At 59.7% G+C, this 18,162-nt stretch carries 11 protein-coding genes; 3 read left to right on the top strand and 8 right to left on the bottom strand.

Annotated features, from left to right (window positions below):
• Nucleotides 1-350: 350 nt before the first annotated feature.
• The 3 genes from TBK1r_RS01610 to TBK1r_RS01600 all read right to left on the bottom strand — a co-directional run bounded on the left by TBK1r_RS01610 (nt 351) and on the right by TBK1r_RS01600 (nt 4,263).
• Nucleotides 351-1,163 carry a hypothetical protein gene (locus TBK1r_RS01610; RefSeq protein WP_145207221.1) on the bottom strand — a complete coding sequence of 271 codons (813 nt, stop codon included), beginning with the start codon at nt 1,161-1,163 and terminating at the stop codon, nt 351-353.
• A 243-nt stretch (nt 1,164-1,406) separates the two neighbouring features.
• Nucleotides 1,407-1,937: a thioredoxin family protein gene (locus TBK1r_RS01605; protein WP_419580858.1), complete on the bottom strand. Its 531-nt coding sequence runs from the start codon at nt 1,935-1,937 to the stop codon at nt 1,407-1,409.
• Between the two features lie 232 nt (nt 1,938-2,169).
• Nucleotides 2,170-4,263 (bottom strand): hypothetical protein, encoded by a 2,094-nt coding sequence (locus tag TBK1r_RS01600; RefSeq protein ID WP_145207220.1) that lies wholly within the window; start codon nt 4,261-4,263, stop codon nt 2,170-2,172.
• A gap of 204 nt (nt 4,264-4,467) precedes the next feature.
• Between TBK1r_RS01600 and dgt the strand changes: the two genes are divergently transcribed.
• Nucleotides 4,468-5,610: a dGTP triphosphohydrolase gene (gene dgt, locus TBK1r_RS01595; RefSeq protein WP_145207219.1), complete on the top strand. Its 1,143-nt coding sequence runs from the start codon at nt 4,468-4,470 to the stop codon at nt 5,608-5,610.
• Nucleotides 5,611-6,019: 409 nt separating this feature from the next.
• Complete coding sequence (locus TBK1r_RS01590) at nt 6,020-8,800, top strand: SHD1 domain-containing protein (protein ID WP_145207218.1); 2,781 nt, start codon at nt 6,020-6,022, stop codon at nt 8,798-8,800.
• A 189-nt stretch (nt 8,801-8,989) separates the two neighbouring features.
• Here TBK1r_RS01590 and TBK1r_RS01585 read toward each other — a convergent pair whose 3' ends face one another.
• The 4 genes from TBK1r_RS01585 to ruvB all read right to left on the bottom strand — a co-directional run bounded on the left by TBK1r_RS01585 (nt 8,990) and on the right by ruvB (nt 13,756).
• Nucleotides 8,990-10,384, bottom strand: a complete 1,395-nt coding sequence (locus TBK1r_RS01585) for an IS4 family transposase (RefSeq protein WP_145207138.1) — start codon at nt 10,382-10,384, stop codon at nt 8,990-8,992.
• A 149-nt stretch (nt 10,385-10,533) separates the two neighbouring features.
• Nucleotides 10,534-11,907, bottom strand: a complete 1,374-nt coding sequence (locus tag TBK1r_RS01580) for a UTP--glucose-1-phosphate uridylyltransferase (protein ID WP_145207217.1) — start codon at nt 11,905-11,907, stop codon at nt 10,534-10,536.
• Between the two features lie 99 nt (nt 11,908-12,006).
• Nucleotides 12,007-12,660, bottom strand: a complete 654-nt coding sequence (gene nth / locus TBK1r_RS01575; RefSeq protein ID WP_145207216.1) for an endonuclease III — start codon at nt 12,658-12,660, stop codon at nt 12,007-12,009.
• A gap of 34 nt (nt 12,661-12,694) precedes the next feature.
• Complete coding sequence (gene ruvB, locus TBK1r_RS01570) at nt 12,695-13,756, bottom strand: Holliday junction branch migration DNA helicase RuvB (RefSeq protein ID WP_145207215.1); 1,062 nt, start codon at nt 13,754-13,756, stop codon at nt 12,695-12,697.
• 199 nt (nt 13,757-13,955) lie between these two features.
• Here ruvB and TBK1r_RS01565 point away from each other — a divergent pair, with 199 nt between their 5' ends.
• Nucleotides 13,956-14,537, top strand: a complete 582-nt coding sequence (locus tag TBK1r_RS01565) for a sigma-70 family RNA polymerase sigma factor (RefSeq protein WP_145207214.1) — start codon at nt 13,956-13,958, stop codon at nt 14,535-14,537.
• A gap of 785 nt (nt 14,538-15,322) precedes the next feature.
• Here TBK1r_RS01565 and TBK1r_RS01560 read toward each other — a convergent pair.
• The gene (locus TBK1r_RS01560) at nt 15,323-17,701 is read right to left on the bottom strand and encodes a hypothetical protein (protein WP_145207213.1); all 2,379 of its coding nucleotides are present in this window, start codon (nt 17,699-17,701) and stop codon (nt 15,323-15,325) included.
• Between the last annotated feature and the right edge of the window lie 461 nt (nt 17,702-18,162).

Below are 18,162 nucleotides of genomic sequence, written 5' to 3'. Positions count from 1 at the left end.
AGGACTCGTCGCCTCGTCCACATGCCGGCTACAGAGGACTCGTCGCCTCGTCCACTACCCGGCTACAGGGGACTCGTCGCCTCGTCCACATGCTGACACAGAGGACTCGTCGCCTCGTCCACTACCCGGCTACAGGGGACTCGTCGCCTCGTCCACTACCCGGCTACAGGGGACTCGTCGCCTCGTCCACTACCCGAAAATTGAGCTGCGATAGACTTCTAGTTTACCTTCCCCAGGGCGCTGGAATCTACACACCGCCGATGGCACGACGTCTCGTGCTGCAGAATCCGTGGCGTCGTCCAGCCCGAAAACGTTGCATCCGGCGTTGCGGGGGCATGCACCGCATGCCGCTACACCTGTTGGCTCTTGGCAAACAGGGCGCCGGCGATCCCGCCAAGGATGACCATGACCAAAAACGCACCGATCCGCGACTTCGGTTTTTGGAACACGAAGTAGATCAAATAGACAATGGTGCAACACAGGAAACCGACTTTCTTGTCCTCCTTGAACCCTTCGACGATCAGCTTGACCAAGGCGCCAAAGGCCACCAGAGCACAGGCCGATCCGGCCAGTTGCAGAAAGGTCTGCATCGGGTTGAAGTTGTCTTGCCCCGTCGTGCGATTGGCCGACATGACGGCCATCACCGCCAATCCCGTCGCACTGCACAGAATGAACAGGATCAAGCCGAGCATCCACCAAGGCATTCCGGCGCGCTCGGTCATGTCCTTTTGCATCTTGTCCGCACGCCGCATGTCTTCGGCAGCTTTCTGCAGTGCCAGCGTCCCGGTCGAGATATCGACGCCGGGTGTCAGGTGACCTCGCACCGATTCACCGGTGGTTTTGTTGAAACCACACTTGGTGCACAGGATCGCGTCGGCCCCCATGGCCGCCCCACAGGATGGGCAGACCGCGGCGATGTTGGTGCCGAACCCTTCCTCGTCGAACAAGTCGTTCATCGGATTGCCGGCCGCGGTCGTACCGACCGCCTGGGCCGACGGCGCAGTGATGTTTGAGGCAGCGACGTTTGGAGCGGCGACTTTTTGGGCAGACGCCGCCGGAACCTTGATCCCCTGCCCACAAGCGGGACATTTGACCGCTTTACCTGCGAATTGATCTTTTACCGCGAGAGCTTTCCCGCACTGGCATTTGATTTGAATCGGCATGGAGGCAACGAACGAAAAGCGTGACGTGGAATTCGGCAACCCAACAATCTACCCATTGTCCACGTCAGGTTCGGGTCTGTCTACTCGATTCAAACGCGAGCGGTTCGAATCTGGCCGCATTTACGCTCTCTCGCGTCGCCGATCGGCAAAATCCGGAGAAGCGGCACGGCGACGTCCAATGCGGGACGCTCTCACCGACGACGGGGCTCTGCAATTCCGGATCATGAATCCGGGCGAGGGAGATCACTCGAAGAACGGGTTGGCCTGAACCACCGATGATTTGGACGTTCGCTTTTTCCCCGCCAGGGCTTCTGGCGAAGCGTTCTCGTTGATCCATTCGGCCAGTTCGTCGGCCGATTGGTAGCCCACCGCGTCGCCGATCTTGCGACCGTCTTGCAGCAAGATCAATCGCGGAATGCTGTTGACGCCATACCGTTCAGCCATCTCGGGTCGCTCGTCGACGTTGATCTTGCGGATTTCAACCGGCAGACTGGTCCGCCCCAGCTTGCGAAGCTCTTTGTCGATCATCCGGCAGGGCGGGCACCACGGGGCACCGAATTTCATCAGCACCAACTGCGGGGCCGAACCCGAAGCCGAATTCGGATCGAAAGCGTCCTGTCCTGATGCGTCCGCGGCCGACTGCTCGATTTCCATTCCCGATCCGTCCACAGCACTTGACGAATCGGAACGCATGGTGAGGTTGAAATCGGACGACGCCGCCAAATAAATCAAACTTGCGAATGACAACACGGCCAAGGGGGCGAGGATTTTCATCTCAATTCAACGTCGTACAAAAGGTCGCACAAAAAAATTGTACTGGGAAGTCGTACCGGGAAGCTTTACCGGGGGCTCGGTTCACGGCCGCGACAACAATGCGAACCCGCGTTATCGGAATCTACACCACGTTTCGGTGGGCCGCATTTAAGAAATGTCCAGTTGTCGGCGAGCCCCGCCAGGGCGGATGTCAATCCGACCGACGATTCACTTCGCGCCCGATCGTCGTTTGCTACAGCGCGTTGTCGAGCATGCGGGGTAATTGCCGCAGCAGAAAACGGGGCAAGATGGCGACACATTTTTGGCTTTTCGGATCGACCGCCACCGCACCGATGATCTGCTCGTTCACCGCGGCACCTTGCAGCACCATGCCCACGCGCTGCTGCGTCTCTTGGGCACCCGCGGCATCGTCAAACCAAATCACGACGGGAAACCGATCGAGCGATGCGTCCGATCCGATCCACCAATGTTCGGCATCGACCACGCGCGCCAGCATGTCTTCGGGCTCAAGTAGCTGTTTCATCGTAGCGGCAGCGGAAACCCCTTCGCCGGTTCGCGGCATCCGCTTGTCGGTCGGGTTCAGATCGCGACGTGCGGCGTCCTGCCAGTTGACATAGCAGGTCGCGCCGTTGAGTTTTGCGATTTGCCGAACCAGGGCAGCGAAGGTCGCTGCTTGGATTCGCGGCGGGCCCGAGACACCGGCTTGTAGCTTCGGCCACGCGTTGACTTGATCGTCATACGTCCCGCCCCATCTGGCAAAAATCGCATCGGGCAGTTTGCCCGGGGCGCCGCGTGCCCGTCGGATCGCCTCACAAACAAACACCGCCAATTGGGCCGGCCCACCTTCGATCGGAATCGTCACCTTGGCAGGATCCCCCTCGGTCTGTCCCAGCAATGCGCGGGCGACGGTGACGGCGGAATCACTTTCAGGCGCCAGATCACTCAGATCCAACAAATCGGCGACGGCTTGATTGAATTTTTCGTCGGTCGGACGCAGCGTGATCGTGCGGGCTTTCTTGTCGAACGTGCAATCGGTCGCCGCGCACACCGCCGTCAAAATGTCTTCCACCGTTGGCCATCCCTTGGGCAGCGGGACGCGCGAGTTGATCGGGATGCCGACGATGTCAAAGGAGACCCATTCGACTTCGATCGGCACGCCGCTGAGTTGGCTGAGCAGCAACATCAAATCGTTCAGCGGATAACCGTTCGGATCGGAAGTCTGCATCGCCACGGTCAGGCCGAGGGCTTGTCGCATGTTTGCTTCATCTCTCGGATCCAGTGCGACTTCCAAATCAACGTCCACCTCGGCGGCACGATCCAATTGGATTTCGTCGATGGTTTCCGGGGCCGGTTGCGTTTCGGTGAATTGCGGCCGACCGATTCCGCCGAGCCCGTTGAGCAGCCCCTGAAGTTCTTTGGGCAATTCCGTCAGCGTGCCGGTCTCGTCGGTCGGATCAGGAGCGTCACCGAGCGGGGGCGTCTGCAGGGGTGCAGCGGGCAGCGGGGCCATCCCGTCCAACGGGCTGGCCGACAGCAGCGGACTGTCGGTCAACAGGTCACTCGGCGGGGCGGCGTTTTCGATCGACGGCGTGCTGTTGACCGGAGCCACCTCCGCCACTGCATCGCCGGGGTTGCCCGGCGGTTCGTCAACGACGGACACGGTCGGCGCCTCTGCGGTTTCATCGACATCCGCGTCACCGTCGCTGCTCCCGTCGTCGGTGTCGTCTGCCGATGCTGTCCCGTCAGGCGTCGATTGCGACGGGCTCGCTTCCGCTTCGGCCACGGCGGCGTCGGGCGTCTGGGTTTGTGCCTGGGTTTGTGTTTGTGCGGTTCCGGATCGGCTGCGGCGGAAGACGGCGAACAGGACGGACGCGGAAACCACGCTCGCCAGAACGACGGCGACCAGCATCGCGATGCGCCGCGACCGGGCATTTTTTTGACTGTGCCAATCCGGTGGCGGCGCGACAGGTTGCGAAGCGGCCGGTTCGGCGGAGGTAGCGGGATCCCGAGAGGGCTGGGAGCGCGTCGGATCCGACGTGACGATTGGCGGCGGCTCGGCAAATCCGCTGGCGGGTTGCGTCGGCGGTGCATCCGAATCCGGCCCGTCCGCCTGGCCGATCGAGTCCTCCGTCAAGGCATCACTGTCAACCAGATGGGTTCCCACCGCGATCGGAGCGGGGCCCGCCGGATCCGTCTTCGGCGGCGCCAACTGAACCATCGACTGGCACTTGGGACAGCTCACGATGCTGCCGACCAGTTCCGGGCGGCTGACGCGCAACCGGCTAGAACAGGTCACGCAGGTGACGGAAAAGGGCTGGAAATCCAAGCGGAAGGTCCTTCAGGGACGGTGGAATTCGACTTCAGACCCTCTATGTTACCATGCGATTCCGGGGACTCGACACATTGGTGTGGGCGAGATTTGCACGGTTCACTAGGATTGCAGCTCTAGCGATGACCTACACTCCGTTAACCCCCTGGAAAACCAGACGCGAAACGGCGCCCACTGGAACGGAATTTCTTGATCCCAACGATGCTGGACACTCGGCGATATGACGACCGCGAGCACATGCTGCTCGCCAGTTTCGCGATGCGCAGCCGAGACACTCGGGGGCGCCGGCATGCGGAACCCGATCATCCCTATCGAGGCCCCTTCGCGCGGGACCGTGATCGAATTCTGCACAGCAGTGCCTTTCGGCGGTTGTCGGGAAAGATGCAGGTGTTCACCGGCGAGATGGGGATCTACCATCGCACGCGGCTGACCCATACCTTCGAAGTCGCCTCGATCGCACGCACGATCTCGCGTGTGCTGCGGCTCAACGAAGACCTGACGGAGGCCCTGGCGCTGGTCCATGACATCGGGCACCCGCCGTTTGGACATTGCGGCGAAGACGCGTTGAGTGAATGCATGCAGCCGGTCGGCGGGTTCTCCCATAACGGGTTTGCCCTCGTCATCGTCGAGCAACTTGAACAGCGCTATGCAAAATTTCCGGGACTGAATTTGTCATGGGAGATTTTGGACGGACAAGACGTGCGGGCCCACAAGGCAGAAGCCGCCGTCGGCCGTAGCCCGCTGCTGGAGGTCCAACTCGTCGACGCAGCGGACTCGATGGCCTATGACGCCCACGACGTCGACGACGCCCTGCAAATGGGATTGTTGTCGATGCACGAGTTGATGGAGCTGTCGATTGTCCGACGTGCGATGGAATTGGTTCGTGAAAAACATGGCACCGATCGACTTCGCGAAGAACGTCAGCTGTTGGTTCACGAGCTGATCGATCTGCAAGTGACCGACTTTTTAAGCGAAGCCACCGAGCGCGTCGTGGAGTTCCAGGGCCAAAGCGTCTCGGAAGTCCGCGATGCCGGATTGCGACTGGGGCACAGCGATCAGTTGGCGCGGGAACGGGCCGAGTTGGAATCGTTTTTGTTCGAAGCGGTGTACCGCCATCCGCGGCTGATTCCCGTCCGCCGTGCGGCCTATCATCGATTGCAGGACATGTTTGAAGTGTTGCGGCACGATCCTTCACGATTGCCGCTGCGATTTCGCCGCCGCTGTGAATCACATCCGATTGAAACCGTCGTCGGCGAATACCTTGCCGGCATGACGGACTCGTTTTGTAACGCTCAGTACAAATACGCGACCGACGGCAGCACCGGCCCGCTGGCCGACTGGTAACGTGAAGCTCCGTCTGTGACCTCGTTTCAAGCGTCCCGTTTTTCGCCGCTGCAGAAAATCGGTAAGCAGATTTTTTGGGTCAGGATAGGATGAATCGCGCCATCCCTTCGATTTAGCCCATCTTCCTACCTCCAAAATCTTCCTACCTCTCTACTCAGTCACCCTGCCCTGATGATTCGGAGCAGAATGATGGAGTGGGGCAAGCATCCTGCTTGCCATCCGCGGCGACTCTGCCGGCGCGCCGATGGCGGCCAGGACGCAGCAGCCCGGGAACAAGGCAAAAGAATTGCCGCTAGCCAGGCGGCGTCAGGGAACCATCGGCTTGATTCCGCTATCTTAGTGCCATCACCCCCGGTGGTTCGAAGCGAACGATCCCCCCTATTCTCTCCCGACCGCACTGCTTCATCCGATGAGACCGATCAGTTCCAGGGTTGCTCTGCACGCGTCCTTTTGTTTCCTGCTGCTTTGCTTGTCCGGTGGGACGCTGCACGCCCAACGTCCCTCCGACACGATCACACCGGTCCGCGTCGGTGACGAGGTCGAAGTCCAGTGGTTTCGGACTTGGTACCCCGCAACCGTGCAGTCCTATTCCGCGGGCATCGTCACGGTCGAATACGATCGCGGCGGGCGGATGACCAGTGGCGAGTTCAAATTGGAAGACACGCGTTTTCCCAACGGAGAAGGAGCGTGGATGGTCTGGAAAGACAGTTCCGGCAAGTTCAGCGTCGAAGCACGCTACGTCTCGCGCACCGAAACCGAAGTCAAGATCCGCAAGGCCGACGGTTCGGAACTGACGATTCCGATCGACAAACTTGCGTCCGATCTGCGAAAGCAGGTGCTCAAGGTCCCGGTGACCGGAAACGAAAACATGATCGACGGCGCCAATCCGGTTCGCGTCGGCGATCAAATCGAAATCCAGTACTTCTCCAAGTGGTACCCCGGCGTGGTCAAGCGCGTTCTGCCCGGACAGGTGGAAGTGGCCTACGACTACGGGACGCTTAAGAAAGAAGGTACGTTTCCCCTCGCGGAAATCCGCTTTCCAAACGGCGAAGGTCGTTGGCGACTTTGGACGGATGCCTCCGAGAAATTCAAGGTCGTCGCACGCTACATTTCACGCACTCAAGACAAGGTCACGATCCGTAAGGAAGACGGTTCGGACGTCACGATTCCCATCGAACTTCTATCACCGAATTTGCGCAGCCTGTTGGCCAAGACGCCGATCACGGGCGAAGAAAACAAACTCGATGGCGCCAACCCGGTGCGTGAGGGGGATCAGATTCAAGTCAAGTATTGGTTCCAATGGTACGACGCGGTCGTCACCAAGGTGCTTCCGGGCGAAGTCGAGGCACAGTTCAAGCGCTACAATCGCGATCTGACCGAACGAATCAAGCTGACCGACATTCGTTTTCCCAATGGCGAAGGCCGCTGGCGCGAGTGGTCCGATGCATCCGGCAGCTTCACCGTGATCGCCCGGTTCATCAGCCGCGACGAAACCCATGTCACGATTCGAAAGGAAGATGGCACAGACTCACGCGTCGAAATCGCCAAGTTGAATCCGACCTTGCGTCGGCTGCTTGCCGAGACGCCGATCATCACGCCGCGACCGAGAAACTTTGATTTCCAATCGCCGCGTCAGGAGTTTGAAGTTTCCGCCCAGGCGCCGGATTTAGAGCAACTCGTCATCTCCGCCTCCGCGACGACTCAACCCGTCTTCGGAACCGGTGGAACCGGATTCGCAATCTCGAAAAGCGATTCCGTTTCGGCGGCCATTCCCGTCGGCGGTGAAGACCAGTGGGTTGCCGTGGGCGCGTTCTCCAAGAACAGCAGTCGCAGCGGTGGCGAAACGCGGTTGTACTGGGCCAGCCCGAAAACGAAAGCGGTGGTCGAAGGCCCCGTGTTTCTCGATGACGAGCGGATCGTTGACTATTCGGCAGAGCAATCGCGCTTGTTGAGTGTTCAGGTCGGCGGGTATTGGAGCCAACCGATTCAATTCTGCACCTATCGTGTCGGCGTCGGCGAAACCACGGCACGGGCGGAAGCCAGTTGGGAGATCCCGGAATCGAAAGGGTCGTTCGGGCGAAGCTCGCAGTACATGGCCAAACTGATCGGCGGCAGTCGTTTATTGCTGGGCAACGACGCCTCGGTTTCTCTGTACGATTTTGCCACGCGAGAAATCGTGTACTCCATCTCCGGCGTGTACGAGAATCGTTTTTACCTGCATCCCAGCGGCGAGTTCTTTGCGGTGATGGACAACAGCGGCGGCGTTGGCGTGTTTGAAATCGATGGCGGCCGACAATTGGCTTATCGCGGTGGCGGGCGAACCTACGGCAGCGGTGTTGGTTTCAGCCAAGACGGCCGACACCTGTTGACGGTCAGCGGCAGCGAAATTTCAATCTGGGATTTGTTCGACGGCGGCCAACCCCAAACGCTTCGACAAGGCGGTCTGGCGGTCGGGCCGGGAACACCGATCACCCTGTTGTCCGGCGGTTGGATCTCCGCCGGTTCCCAGATCTACAGCACGGGACTGAAGCTGGTCGTCTGGAACTACGTCGGCAAAGGCGTCTCGATTGCAGATCGCCAGATGCTGGGGCGACAGATGCTGGTCGCCGCCACCACGAATGTTTCCGGCCAGGCACACGCGCTGGTCGGAACCGCGACGGTGCCCCACCAAGACGCAATCGAATTGATGAAAAAAGTCGATCCCAACTCGCTCGTGATGCTCAAACCCGGACTGGGCGTTCGCATCGAAGCAAGCGGCGATTCCCGGATCGCACAAGGGCTGCGACGCGCCGCTGCGGCGCGCGGTTTTCGCGAAGACCCGAGTTCCGAAGTCATCTTGAGCGGTTCGGCGGGTCCGGGAAAACCAGAAAAACGCACCTATCAATTGACCTCGTTCGGACGCATCGGCGGCAGTCAAACCGAAGAACACACCGTCACGCCGTGGATCCAGAAAGTGGAGATTCGTTACCGCGACCAATACGCCTGGGGAACGCAGTACGGTGGCGTGCCGTCCTTTGTGTCCTTCAAAGAAGGCGGCTCTCTCGGCGCGGAGCTGCAGAAATCGGCGCAGTCCTCCTATGACATGTTCAATGATTTGAAGTTACCCGAGGAGCTGCTCTACCCGCGTTACCAACACGGCCTGGGAACCACTGAAATCACCCTCAACGGCTTCGTCGACAAAGCCAACTAGTGGTAAGAGCTTCCCCCGTGGCGTACGCTTCCAGCTTGCGTTAGGTCAGGCTCTGCCTGACGGCCCGTGGGCAGACATAGCCGTGCCTGACGGCAGGGGGGGTTAGTAGGCGTGCCTGGCGGCACGGGGGTCGCAAGCTGGAAGCTTACGCCACTGGGAAGCGTACGCCCAATGCCACCTACTTTGTGGTCATTCGGGTGGTATATCATCGGGCTGCTGTTTTTTTCTTCGAAGTGACTTCTGGAATTTCGTTGTCTTTTGGCGCCGCGGGTGGGCTATGCGTGGGTAGCTGCGAGGCAATTTTCGATTGGGAAGTTTGCGGCCCGCTGCGCTCACCAAAGCGCCGTGATAAGCCAGCCTCCATTCCTCCAGGGTCGTAAGCTTTTCACGTAGCAGATGATGCTTGAACGTCGTCCAAACTCCCGTGAAGCTGAGCTCGCGAGGGTCAACTCGAATCAATTTCGCTGCTTGTTTGCGTAGCTGAGCGACAAGATTATAAGCGATGATCGATCCCATTAGCTCCTTCATCACCGTGTCGACACTCTTGGCGCGAATGTTTTCTGTGTCCATCGTCACTTTGACATCGCGGATATCGAACTCCACATCGTAGCGACGAACGTACAGGGCAGCGGCCGAGTGAGCGTCCGTCTCAAGGCTCGTCACGATCTCCAGCGTGTCTCCATTTTCAAGTTCAATTTGGTGGAGAAAGACTTCGATAGACGTGTCTTTACTAAGATCGAGATTGGTTCGGCGGTCCTTCGGTGTCGGCCGCCAAATCAAGTGAAACGTCTTGTACCCGTCCCCTTGGTCGACCAACGTAGCCGACTTGCGGTACGACCTGAATCGCTGTTTGGTCAGCCGCAGCACGAAGTCTTGATGATGTAATTGGCAGTGGTGGGCGACATTAAAAATCCCAAAACCGCTATCAGCCAGAACGATCGAGCGTTTCGGGAGTCGTTCAATAATCGGCTTGGCTTGCTCAAGTTCACTTTTGTTGTCCGCTCCGTACATCGGATCGACTTGCGGCAACAACGCGCACCCGGTCTGCATTTCATTTGCGACCAGCAATCTCGCAATAGGCCAAACCGTCTCTCCGTGTTGGTTGGACGCCGGCGGGAACGCTTTCTGAAGTGCTTCGGTCGGAGGAAGCGTGATCGTCGTCCCATCGATAATGAATACACGTCGATCGAGAAAGGCTTTGGGAGCGCGGGAAGCAAGGTGATCGCAGATTCGATGGGAAAACTCTTCCACGACAGCGAGCGGAATCCTTTTTCTGGCGGCGTTGTAGGCCGAATTGTTTTCGGAAAGGCGATTCTCTTGAACCCTTCGATTGTCAGGCAAAATATCCGTATGATTTTTGAGCAAATCTGCGACGGCATCGGTTAGTGAGATGCCTCCTTCGAGCCGTTGTAAAACGAGTAGCCAGAGGGTCGGGGCCTGCGTATAGACCATCCGCGCGTTGGCACAATCGTGATCTTCAAAGACCCGTTGTAGTTTGGGTAATTCAAGAAGCTCAGCCAGCAACGCTTTGGCTTTGCCAAAGCGAGACTCTTCATCGGCACCGAGTGTCGTCGGGTCGACCATGGCGATTCCCAGTCAGAAAGGCAGTAAGTGTAAACTTACCTGCCAGGCGCAAAAATCGTGCCAAAACCGGGTTTTTGGGACCGCGCCACCCGATAGGGTCCAGAATAGGTGGCATTGAGCGTACGCCACGGGGTGCGTAAGTCATGCCATCAGGCGAATGTCTGTTCGCCTTCGTAGGTTCCTGCGGGGACCGTCGCGGGTGTTTCTCCACCGACCAGACTTGCTGTGCCTTGGATGATGATGCCCGAGGACAGTTTCAGGTTTCCACTGACGTTCAACGACTCGCAGCCTCGCAGCGACGGCGTGTCTTCAAATCGCTGATCCAGATCGCTGATTTTTTTGAAGTAGCGATCGTCCAGGGCGACGTTCGGCGGGACGCCATTTCGCTGCTCGATCAAGCCCACCGAATAGTCCGCGCGGACTTCATAGGCGTCGGAGCGAACGGCGATCAGGTCACCGGTCGTTTTGACCGGGGCGAATCGCGATCGGGGAACGCGAATGGCATCCGTCTCCGGCAGCACTTCGATCGCGGCGCCCATCGCGGTTTCAAGCTGGTAGACCGGCGTCGACGCAGAATTCTTCGGGTCGACCGTTTTTCGGTTGGTGATCGTCGGCAGCGAGACGACGCCATCGTTCGATTCAAGGAATTCCGACAGAGCTGCTAGATCGATCCACAGGTTGTTGGTGTTGAAGTAGCGATGCTTGGTGATGTCCTGGAACTGTTCTTCTTCGTCGCCGTGGCATTGGGCTTTCTCACGCAGCAACAGTTGACCGTCGCCGCGACGCGCCAAGTGACCGCCTTTACGGTCCGCCGCCGTGCGATCGGCGACCTCCATCAAAAACGATTTCCCGCTCTCGATGAAGTGTCCCAAGATGCTCAGGTCCAAGGTCGCGCCCAGGTTGTCCGCGTTGGAGACGAACAAGTAGCGCCGGCCTTCTTGGAGCAATCGTTCAAGCGTGCCACTGGTCACCAATGCCGCGTAAATGTCTCCGTGACCGGGAGGGCACCACTGCATCGATGGATCGGCCGGCCACACGGCGGGTTCGAGTGTCTGTGCATCGATTTTGGGAACCTGATGCTGCAGGAACGAGATCACTTCCACATCAAGGTCACCCAACGCCGCGATCGCTTCGTCGGTTTGCTCTGCGGTCGAGAAACTGTTCATCAGCACCAACGGCACCGACAACAACTCGGCTTGGCGAAGGATAAAACTGAGGAAGGAATCTTCGCCACGCACGGGTAACAACGATTTGGGGCCTTCCAAGCCCATCGATGTGCCCAGTCCGCCGTTGAGTTTCAACACGGCAACGGAATCGAGTCGTGCGCGACCGGCGTCTTGCATGGCTGGCGGAAGTGTTTCCGCGTCGACCACATCCGAGACCGGCTGGATTTCTGCTTCACGGATGAAGCTTTCCGTGCCCGAGCAAAGTTTTTCGTAATGTTGCCGAAACAATCCCTTCACAATGTCGGGGACGTCGGCGTTGTCGAGAACGGCTTGGACGGCGGGCCAATTGGAAGACATGTTTGGATGCGTCGACGGAGGAAAGATCTGTTTGATAGGTTTATAGGTGTAAGGCGAGTGGCAGTTCAGATCAAGTCCGTCGGGGGGAGGAGCCCGCCGTCACGGCTTTTTCAACGCGACCGGCTTTTTTCGGTTCGGGTACAGCTCGCGGCAAAGGTCGCATCTGGTTCCGTCACAGCCCCGCGCGGTACAGAATTCTCTCCCATAGAAGATGATTTGCAGGTGCAGCTTGTTCCACGAGTCGCGGGGAAACAATTTCTTCAGATCGGTTTCGGTTTGGACCACATTCTTGCCGTTGGAGAGTCCCCAGCGCTGGGCGAGGCGGTGGATGTGCGTGTCGACGGGAAAGGCCGGAATCCCGAACGCCTGGGCCATGACCACGCTGGCCGTCTTGTGACCGACGCCGGGCAACGCCTCCAGCTGCTCGAACGTTTGCGGCACCTGGCCGGCATGTTTTTCGATCAGGATCTTGGACAGACCGTCGAGACTTTTGGCTTTTTGCTTGGACAACCCCAGCGGACGAATGATCTCCAGGATCTTCTCTTGCCCCAACGCCGCCATCTTTTCGGGGGTTCCGGCGACGCGAAACAGTCCCGGAGTGACCTCGTTGACTTTCTTGTCGGTGCATTGGGCGCTCAACAAGACGGCAACGAGCAACGTGAACGCATCGCCGTGATCGAGCGGAATCGGCGTTTCGGGGTAGAGTTCGTCTAGTCGCCGCTGCACCAGCGCGGCACGTTCCTTTTTCAGCATCGTTGGCAGATCGCAAGCGGGAAGCTTACGCCACTTAGAGGGTCGGCGGGGCCATTTTCATGTGCTCGAATGCCTTGCTGGTCGCCATTCGTCCGCGACGCGTTCGAACGATCAATTCGCTACGCAACAGGAACGGTTCGACTTCGTCTTCCAACGTATCGCTGCTGACGTTCATCGTGTGGGCGATCGCTTCGAGCCCGCTGGGGCCACCGCCGAACACGCGGATCAGGGTTTCCAGATAGTTTCGATCCTGTTTATCCAGTCCCAGTTTGTCGATCCCGATCATGTCCAACGAATCACGGGCGACACCGATCGTGACGGACCCTTTCGCTTTGATTTGGGCGTAATCGCGAACCCAGTGCAATCGATTGTTGGCCAAACGCGGCGTCCGACGACTTCGGCGAGCGATCTCTCCGGCGGCCGGCTGATCGATCTCGACGGACAGCTTTTTGGCGTTTCGAATCACCAGTTCACAGAGCTGGTCGTCGCTGTACCAGCCCAGGTGTTCGCGGATCTGGAATCGGTCACGCAGCGGCGCGCTGAGCATGCCGGCGCGTGTGGTCGCGCCGATCAGGGTGAACGGCTGCAGTTCAAAGTTCAACGTTCGAGCGTTGACCCCTTCGCCGAGCACGATGTCGATCCGAAAATCCTCCATCGCCGTGTACAGGTACTCTTCGACCGCCTTGGGCACCCGGTGGATTTCGTCGATGAACAGCACCGACTTTTCCGAGACGTTGGTCAGGTAGGGGAGCAGATCCTTGGGGGCACTCAGCCCGGCCCCGTTGGCCATCTGCACCGTCGTGCCCATTTCGGCGGGGATGACCGTCGCGAAGGTCGTTTTGCCCAACCCTGGAGGGCCGTCAAACAGGATGTGCCCGAGCGGTTCGCCCCGTCCGGTGGCCGCATCGATCGCAATCTTCAGCCGCTCGATCACATCGCGCTGGCCGACCATTTCGTCCAGCCGACGCGGCCGCAGCTTTCTCTCCTGATCGTCGGGGCCGTCGGCGCTGGCCGACGCGACGACCGGCGGATCTCCCGGCGGAAGATCACCCGGGACCGCGGGATCGGATTGTTGGTAGACTGCTTCTCGCGCCATTGGGTACTCATCCGTGTGGAAACGCATTTGCGAAGATTTCTTTGCAACCGTTGTTTTAACCGAATTTGCCTTTCAAGTCGGCGCGAGATTTGATCGGTGCCCGACGATTCTCGGCCGGGGCAGGCCAATCCCCGCTTTGTGAGAAAGGCCAACGCCCCTGCAGATCCCCCGTCGGCACCGCCTACGCAAGGATTTTCCAATGACTGACTCCCTCTCGTCCTCTCGTCCGATTGACGTTTCCGACCCCGCGATCGTCGCCCAATACGAACCCTACCTGAGGATGCTCGCCCGGACGCGGATGCGGCGGGCCTACCAGGCAAAAATCGGGGCTTCCGACATGGTGCAACAGGCGATGATGCAGGCCGTGCAGGGATTCGAGGGGTTTCGCGGGTCCACCGAAGGCGAATTGCTGGCTTGGCTGAGACAGATCCTGGCGCACCATCTGTGCCACCTGGATCGAGACCTGCACCGCGACAAACGCGACATCCGCCGAGAACAATCGATGGAGCAAAAACTCGCCGCCTCGTCGATGCGTCTGGAAGGACTTCTCGCCGGCGATGCTCCGACCCCCAGCCAGAACGTCGCGTTCGGCGAAAGCGTGATTCAGATCAGTCAAGCGATCGCCCAGCTTCCCGAAGCCCAGGCCGATGCCGTTCGGCTGCACTACCTGGAAGGCATGAAGTTAAGCGAAGTGGCGGCGGAACTGGGGAAATCGACCGGCGCCGTCGCGGGGCTGTTGCATCGGGGAATGAAGGCATTGCGGAAGCAGCTTGGAGAATGACGTCGCACACGTTGGTGTCCAGCCTTCAGGCGCATCCCCACGCGCTGCGAGGGATGTGAAAGGAATGACTGACTTGAAAAGCAGCGCGGAGCTCGCGTCTATTCGGTCGATGTCAATCGATTACCCTCGCCGGGAGATACACTTCGCGCCAACGGCGCCACACCGCAGAGCGGTGCCACAACAAAGCCCGGGGTCGCGAAGCGCACCCCGGGTGGTGGCACAGAAGGAGAGGAACCCCAGCGGGGTTCAACAATCGACGCCGCGCGATCGGACGGCGCAAATGGCGAGGTGATTCGGGCGAACCGTGTTGTTCTGTTCAACCCCGTTGGGGTTGGCGGCCTGAATGTGACCGGATCTTGGGGTGCGCGGGCGCGACCCCAAGCTTTGATGTGGCACGCCGCTGGCGTGAAACTGTGATGTGGTTGGCGTCCGTGAGTGTTCCCATGGCGCCGTGGGGAGCGAAATGCATCAGCAATACTTTTCACATCCCAAGCAGCGAAACGGGCGGCTAAAGCCTGCGCACCAGCAACCGTTGGTGTCCAGCATTCAGGCGCATCCCCACGCGCTGCGAAGCAGCAAGACGGAGCGGCTCAAGCCTGCACACCAGCAACCGTTGGTGTCCAGCCTTCAGGCGCATCCCCACGCGCTGCGAAGCAGCAAGACGGAGCGGCTGAAGCCTGCACACCAGCACATGTTGGTGTCCAGCCTTCAGGCGCATCCCGGTCGCTGCGGAGCAGCGAAACGGGCGGCTGAAGCCTGCACACCAGCGCAGGTTGGTGACGTGCTCAGTCTTTCGCAAACGCTTCGAATCGCTTGCGTGTTGCTTCCTCGCCGGGGCGTTGCAACAGCAGCACGTATTGGGCTCGCTTGCGCGCTTGCTGCTGATCGCCGATCTGGTCCAGCCACTTGATCGCTTGCAGCTTTGCTTCATACCAGTCGTTCTCCCCGATCTTCATCGTCGCAGCCAGCCGGTCGGCCAGTTCGATCGCTGCACGCTTGGCGGCTTGGGAATCGCTGCCGGCGAGCAATCGCATGCCGCGACGCAACGACTGGGGCTTCGTCGGGTCGCCGGAGAGTGATAGCCGCATGATCGCGGTGATGGAGGCTTCATCCCGAGCGTTCCAAAACCGCGCCGTTGCCGTTTGCCACTCGGATGAATCGGGCCAGCTCAGTAACACGGATCCGATGGCGCGTTGTGTCGCCGCGTCGAGCATGGCGTCGCGCTGAAGTCGCCAGCGTGCCCGCAATCGCATCGTCTCGTCCACGCCGTCGGTCGCAATCGTTCCCCCGCCACCTCCGCCGCTGGCACGGAATCGTTCCAACCGTCTTAAGAATACCGTTGACGGATCCGCGCCGGTTAATGTTGTGGTATCGAACGCCATCTGCGGACGATCGAAAAACAGAATCGCCGCTCGATGCACCGGATCCGCAAACGCATCGTTTTCGGCGGCGAGTTCACCCAGCGTGGCCGCGAGCGAGTCGAGTTCGTTGGTGGCTTGGTCCAGTTCGAGCGCCGACAGGTATTCAAACCATAACGTCAGCGTGGGTTCGACTTGATCGACGCGTTGACCGAGCGTCAACAGTTCCAATGCGTCGCGAGCGGCTTGTTCCTCGCGTCCTGATTGCACCAAAATCCTGCACAGCCATTCGTTGGCCTTGATGGCCGCTTCGCTGCTCGGCCAGGTTTGCGAGACTTCTTTCAGCAGGTCTTCCAGCAACGTCAGGCGGCGTTTCGGATCGTCGGCTCCGGCAAACGGCTTCGACGCCAACAGTGCCGCCTGCATCGTCAATTGGTACGCGTGGTCGTGGACCGCATGCTTTCGAGCCGTTTGCCGCAACACCTCAATCGCCTGCTGCGAATCCTTTGCTGCGATGGCCGCCGCGGCGCTCTTGGCTGCGTATTGAAACGCCGCTTCGGGAGCCGGTTCGGCCAGCGCGGCTTCTCGCAGCAACCCCGCCGCCTGTCGCGGGTCGTTGCGTCGCAACCAGTCTTCGCCTTGGGCGGCGATCAGTGCGGGGCTGAGCCGGCGGCGGTCAGTCATCTCGGTCGGCGACGCGGTGGACCGAAGCAGGGCGATGGCAATCGATTCAGCTCGTCGCCGTGCAAACGCGCCGCCGCGACGCTCGATCTGATCGATCCAGCGGGCCACTTCGCCATCGTCTTTCGCGTCCGCCAACAACAGATCCAATTTTGCAAAATCCACCTCCAGACGCTCCGGATCCGCCTCCTCTGAACCTGTGGATTGGTAGTAGGCATCACAGATCGCGCGGGCGGTTGAAGTGTCGCCCCTGGCGAGTTCCAAACGAACCCGCAACGCGGTCCATCGCGCTGAATCGTTTGTCGCCGACGAAGCCCCCGCGGCGGTGATGATTTCGCCGGCGGTCGCGACATCGCCGCTACGCAACAGCGACTCGGCACGCAACGCCCTGGCAACACGCTTGGCTTCGGAACCATCGGGTAACGCCAGCATCGCGTCCTCTGCCACCACCGCTGCATCGGCGGCGGCAGCTCGATAGTCATCGGAATCTTTGGGGAACAGTTCGCTTTGCAGCAGCGCGATCGAAACACGTTGAAGCGACAGTTCTTGCAGTAGTCGCTGGTATTGATCCGCGGCAATTCGGACCGAAGGCTGCGTCCCACGGGGGGACTCGGCGGTTCGCTTGCTCCACTCTTCGCGTGCCGTTTCCTGCAGTTCATTCACGTCGTATTGCAAACGCGAGAACTTGCTCAACAACTCGTTCGTGAGGGTTGGATCGGGGGGCGAGACCGACGCGGCAACAATGGCCGCCCCCAAGATACGTTGTCGAATGGCCAATTGGGTGGCATGGAGAAAAACGACCGACGGCGACTCTGGATCACTGGAAAGCAGCACCACGATCGGCTGACACGCCGAATCGATCGCGGGATCAATCCGCTGAGAAAGGTCGGCAATCTTCCCGTCGAAGATCGAGGCGGCGTTCCGTTCGGCAAGCACATGGGCCAACCGCGCCGACCATTTGGCGTGCAGCAGCAAGCCTTCGGGATGCCGACCGAGCTGGTTTCGGCAAACCCACTCGGCATCGTTCAAGCGGCCGGACGCGGTCAAGGCTTGGACCAGATCGTTGGCGGTATCGTCGGTCGTACGAACGCCGGCCAGGCAGAACGGCGATGTGATGCCGAACACGATGATGCACACCGCCCAACGCCCAATGCCACTTACTTTGGCATTGAATGCGTTAGCGGAACGGCGCGAGCCGTCCGGTTTGACCTTAAAAGACCGGAGGGCTCGCGCCCTGCCGCTAACAAAAGCCCCCCGTTTGGCGCCAAAGCAAATGGCATTGACCCAGCGCCATCCGCGACGTGCATCGAACACCTGGCAAACCTTCCGGGGCAGCGCTGCGATCACGTTCGGGTGGGGTGGTCGTGGTCGCATGGGAGCGAGCATTTGAATGAGGTTGAAGAGGGCGTCGAAATATTTTTTCACTTTTTTAGTTGCGTCGAGTCGCACGGGGGAGCTGTTTGCGACGTCGGGCACCGACCTAGCGTAGCGAGTAGGTGGCGGATTTTCACCTCACCAACGAATGTGATGATTCGGTCATTTTTTGGACACGCGCGCTGTGCTTCATCCTTTCTTGACCGCGTGGC

Origin of the sequence: Stieleria magnilauensis (assembly GCA_007753675.1) — a bacterium.
Lineage (GTDB): Bacteria > Planctomycetota > Planctomycetia > Pirellulales > Pirellulaceae > Stieleria > Stieleria magnilauensis.
Note: the sequence above shows the minus strand (reverse complement) of the source record. Positions and strands in the feature narration are given on the sequence as shown.

Excerpts from the sequence above, each read along its gene's own strand:
- TBK1r_RS01590 (WP_145207218.1), top strand. The coding sequence starts at position 6,020 with ATGAGACCGATCAGTTCCAGGGTTGCTCTGCACGCGTCCTTTTGTTTC.
- TBK1r_RS01610 (WP_145207221.1), bottom strand. The coding sequence starts at position 1,163 with ATGCCGATTCAAATCAAATGCCAGTGCGGGAAAGCTCTCGCGGTAAAA.
- dgt (WP_145207219.1), top strand. The coding sequence starts at position 4,468 with ATGCTGGACACTCGGCGATATGACGACCGCGAGCACATGCTGCTCGCC.
- ruvB (WP_145207215.1), bottom strand. The coding sequence starts at position 13,756 with ATGGCGCGAGAAGCAGTCTACCAACAATCCGATCCCGCGGTCCCGGGT.
- nth (WP_145207216.1), bottom strand. The coding sequence starts at position 12,660 with ATGCTGAAAAAGGAACGTGCCGCGCTGGTGCAGCGGCGACTAGACGAA.
- TBK1r_RS01605 (WP_419580858.1), bottom strand. The coding sequence starts at position 1,937 with ATGAAAATCCTCGCCCCCTTGGCCGTGTTGTCATTCGCAAGTTTGATT.
- TBK1r_RS01580 (WP_145207217.1), bottom strand. The coding sequence starts at position 11,907 with ATGTCTTCCAATTGGCCCGCCGTCCAAGCCGTTCTCGACAACGCCGAC.
- TBK1r_RS01585 (WP_145207138.1), bottom strand. The coding sequence starts at position 10,384 with ATGGTCGACCCGACGACACTCGGTGCCGATGAAGAGTCTCGCTTTGGC.
- TBK1r_RS01565 (WP_145207214.1), top strand. The coding sequence starts at position 13,956 with ATGACTGACTCCCTCTCGTCCTCTCGTCCGATTGACGTTTCCGACCCC.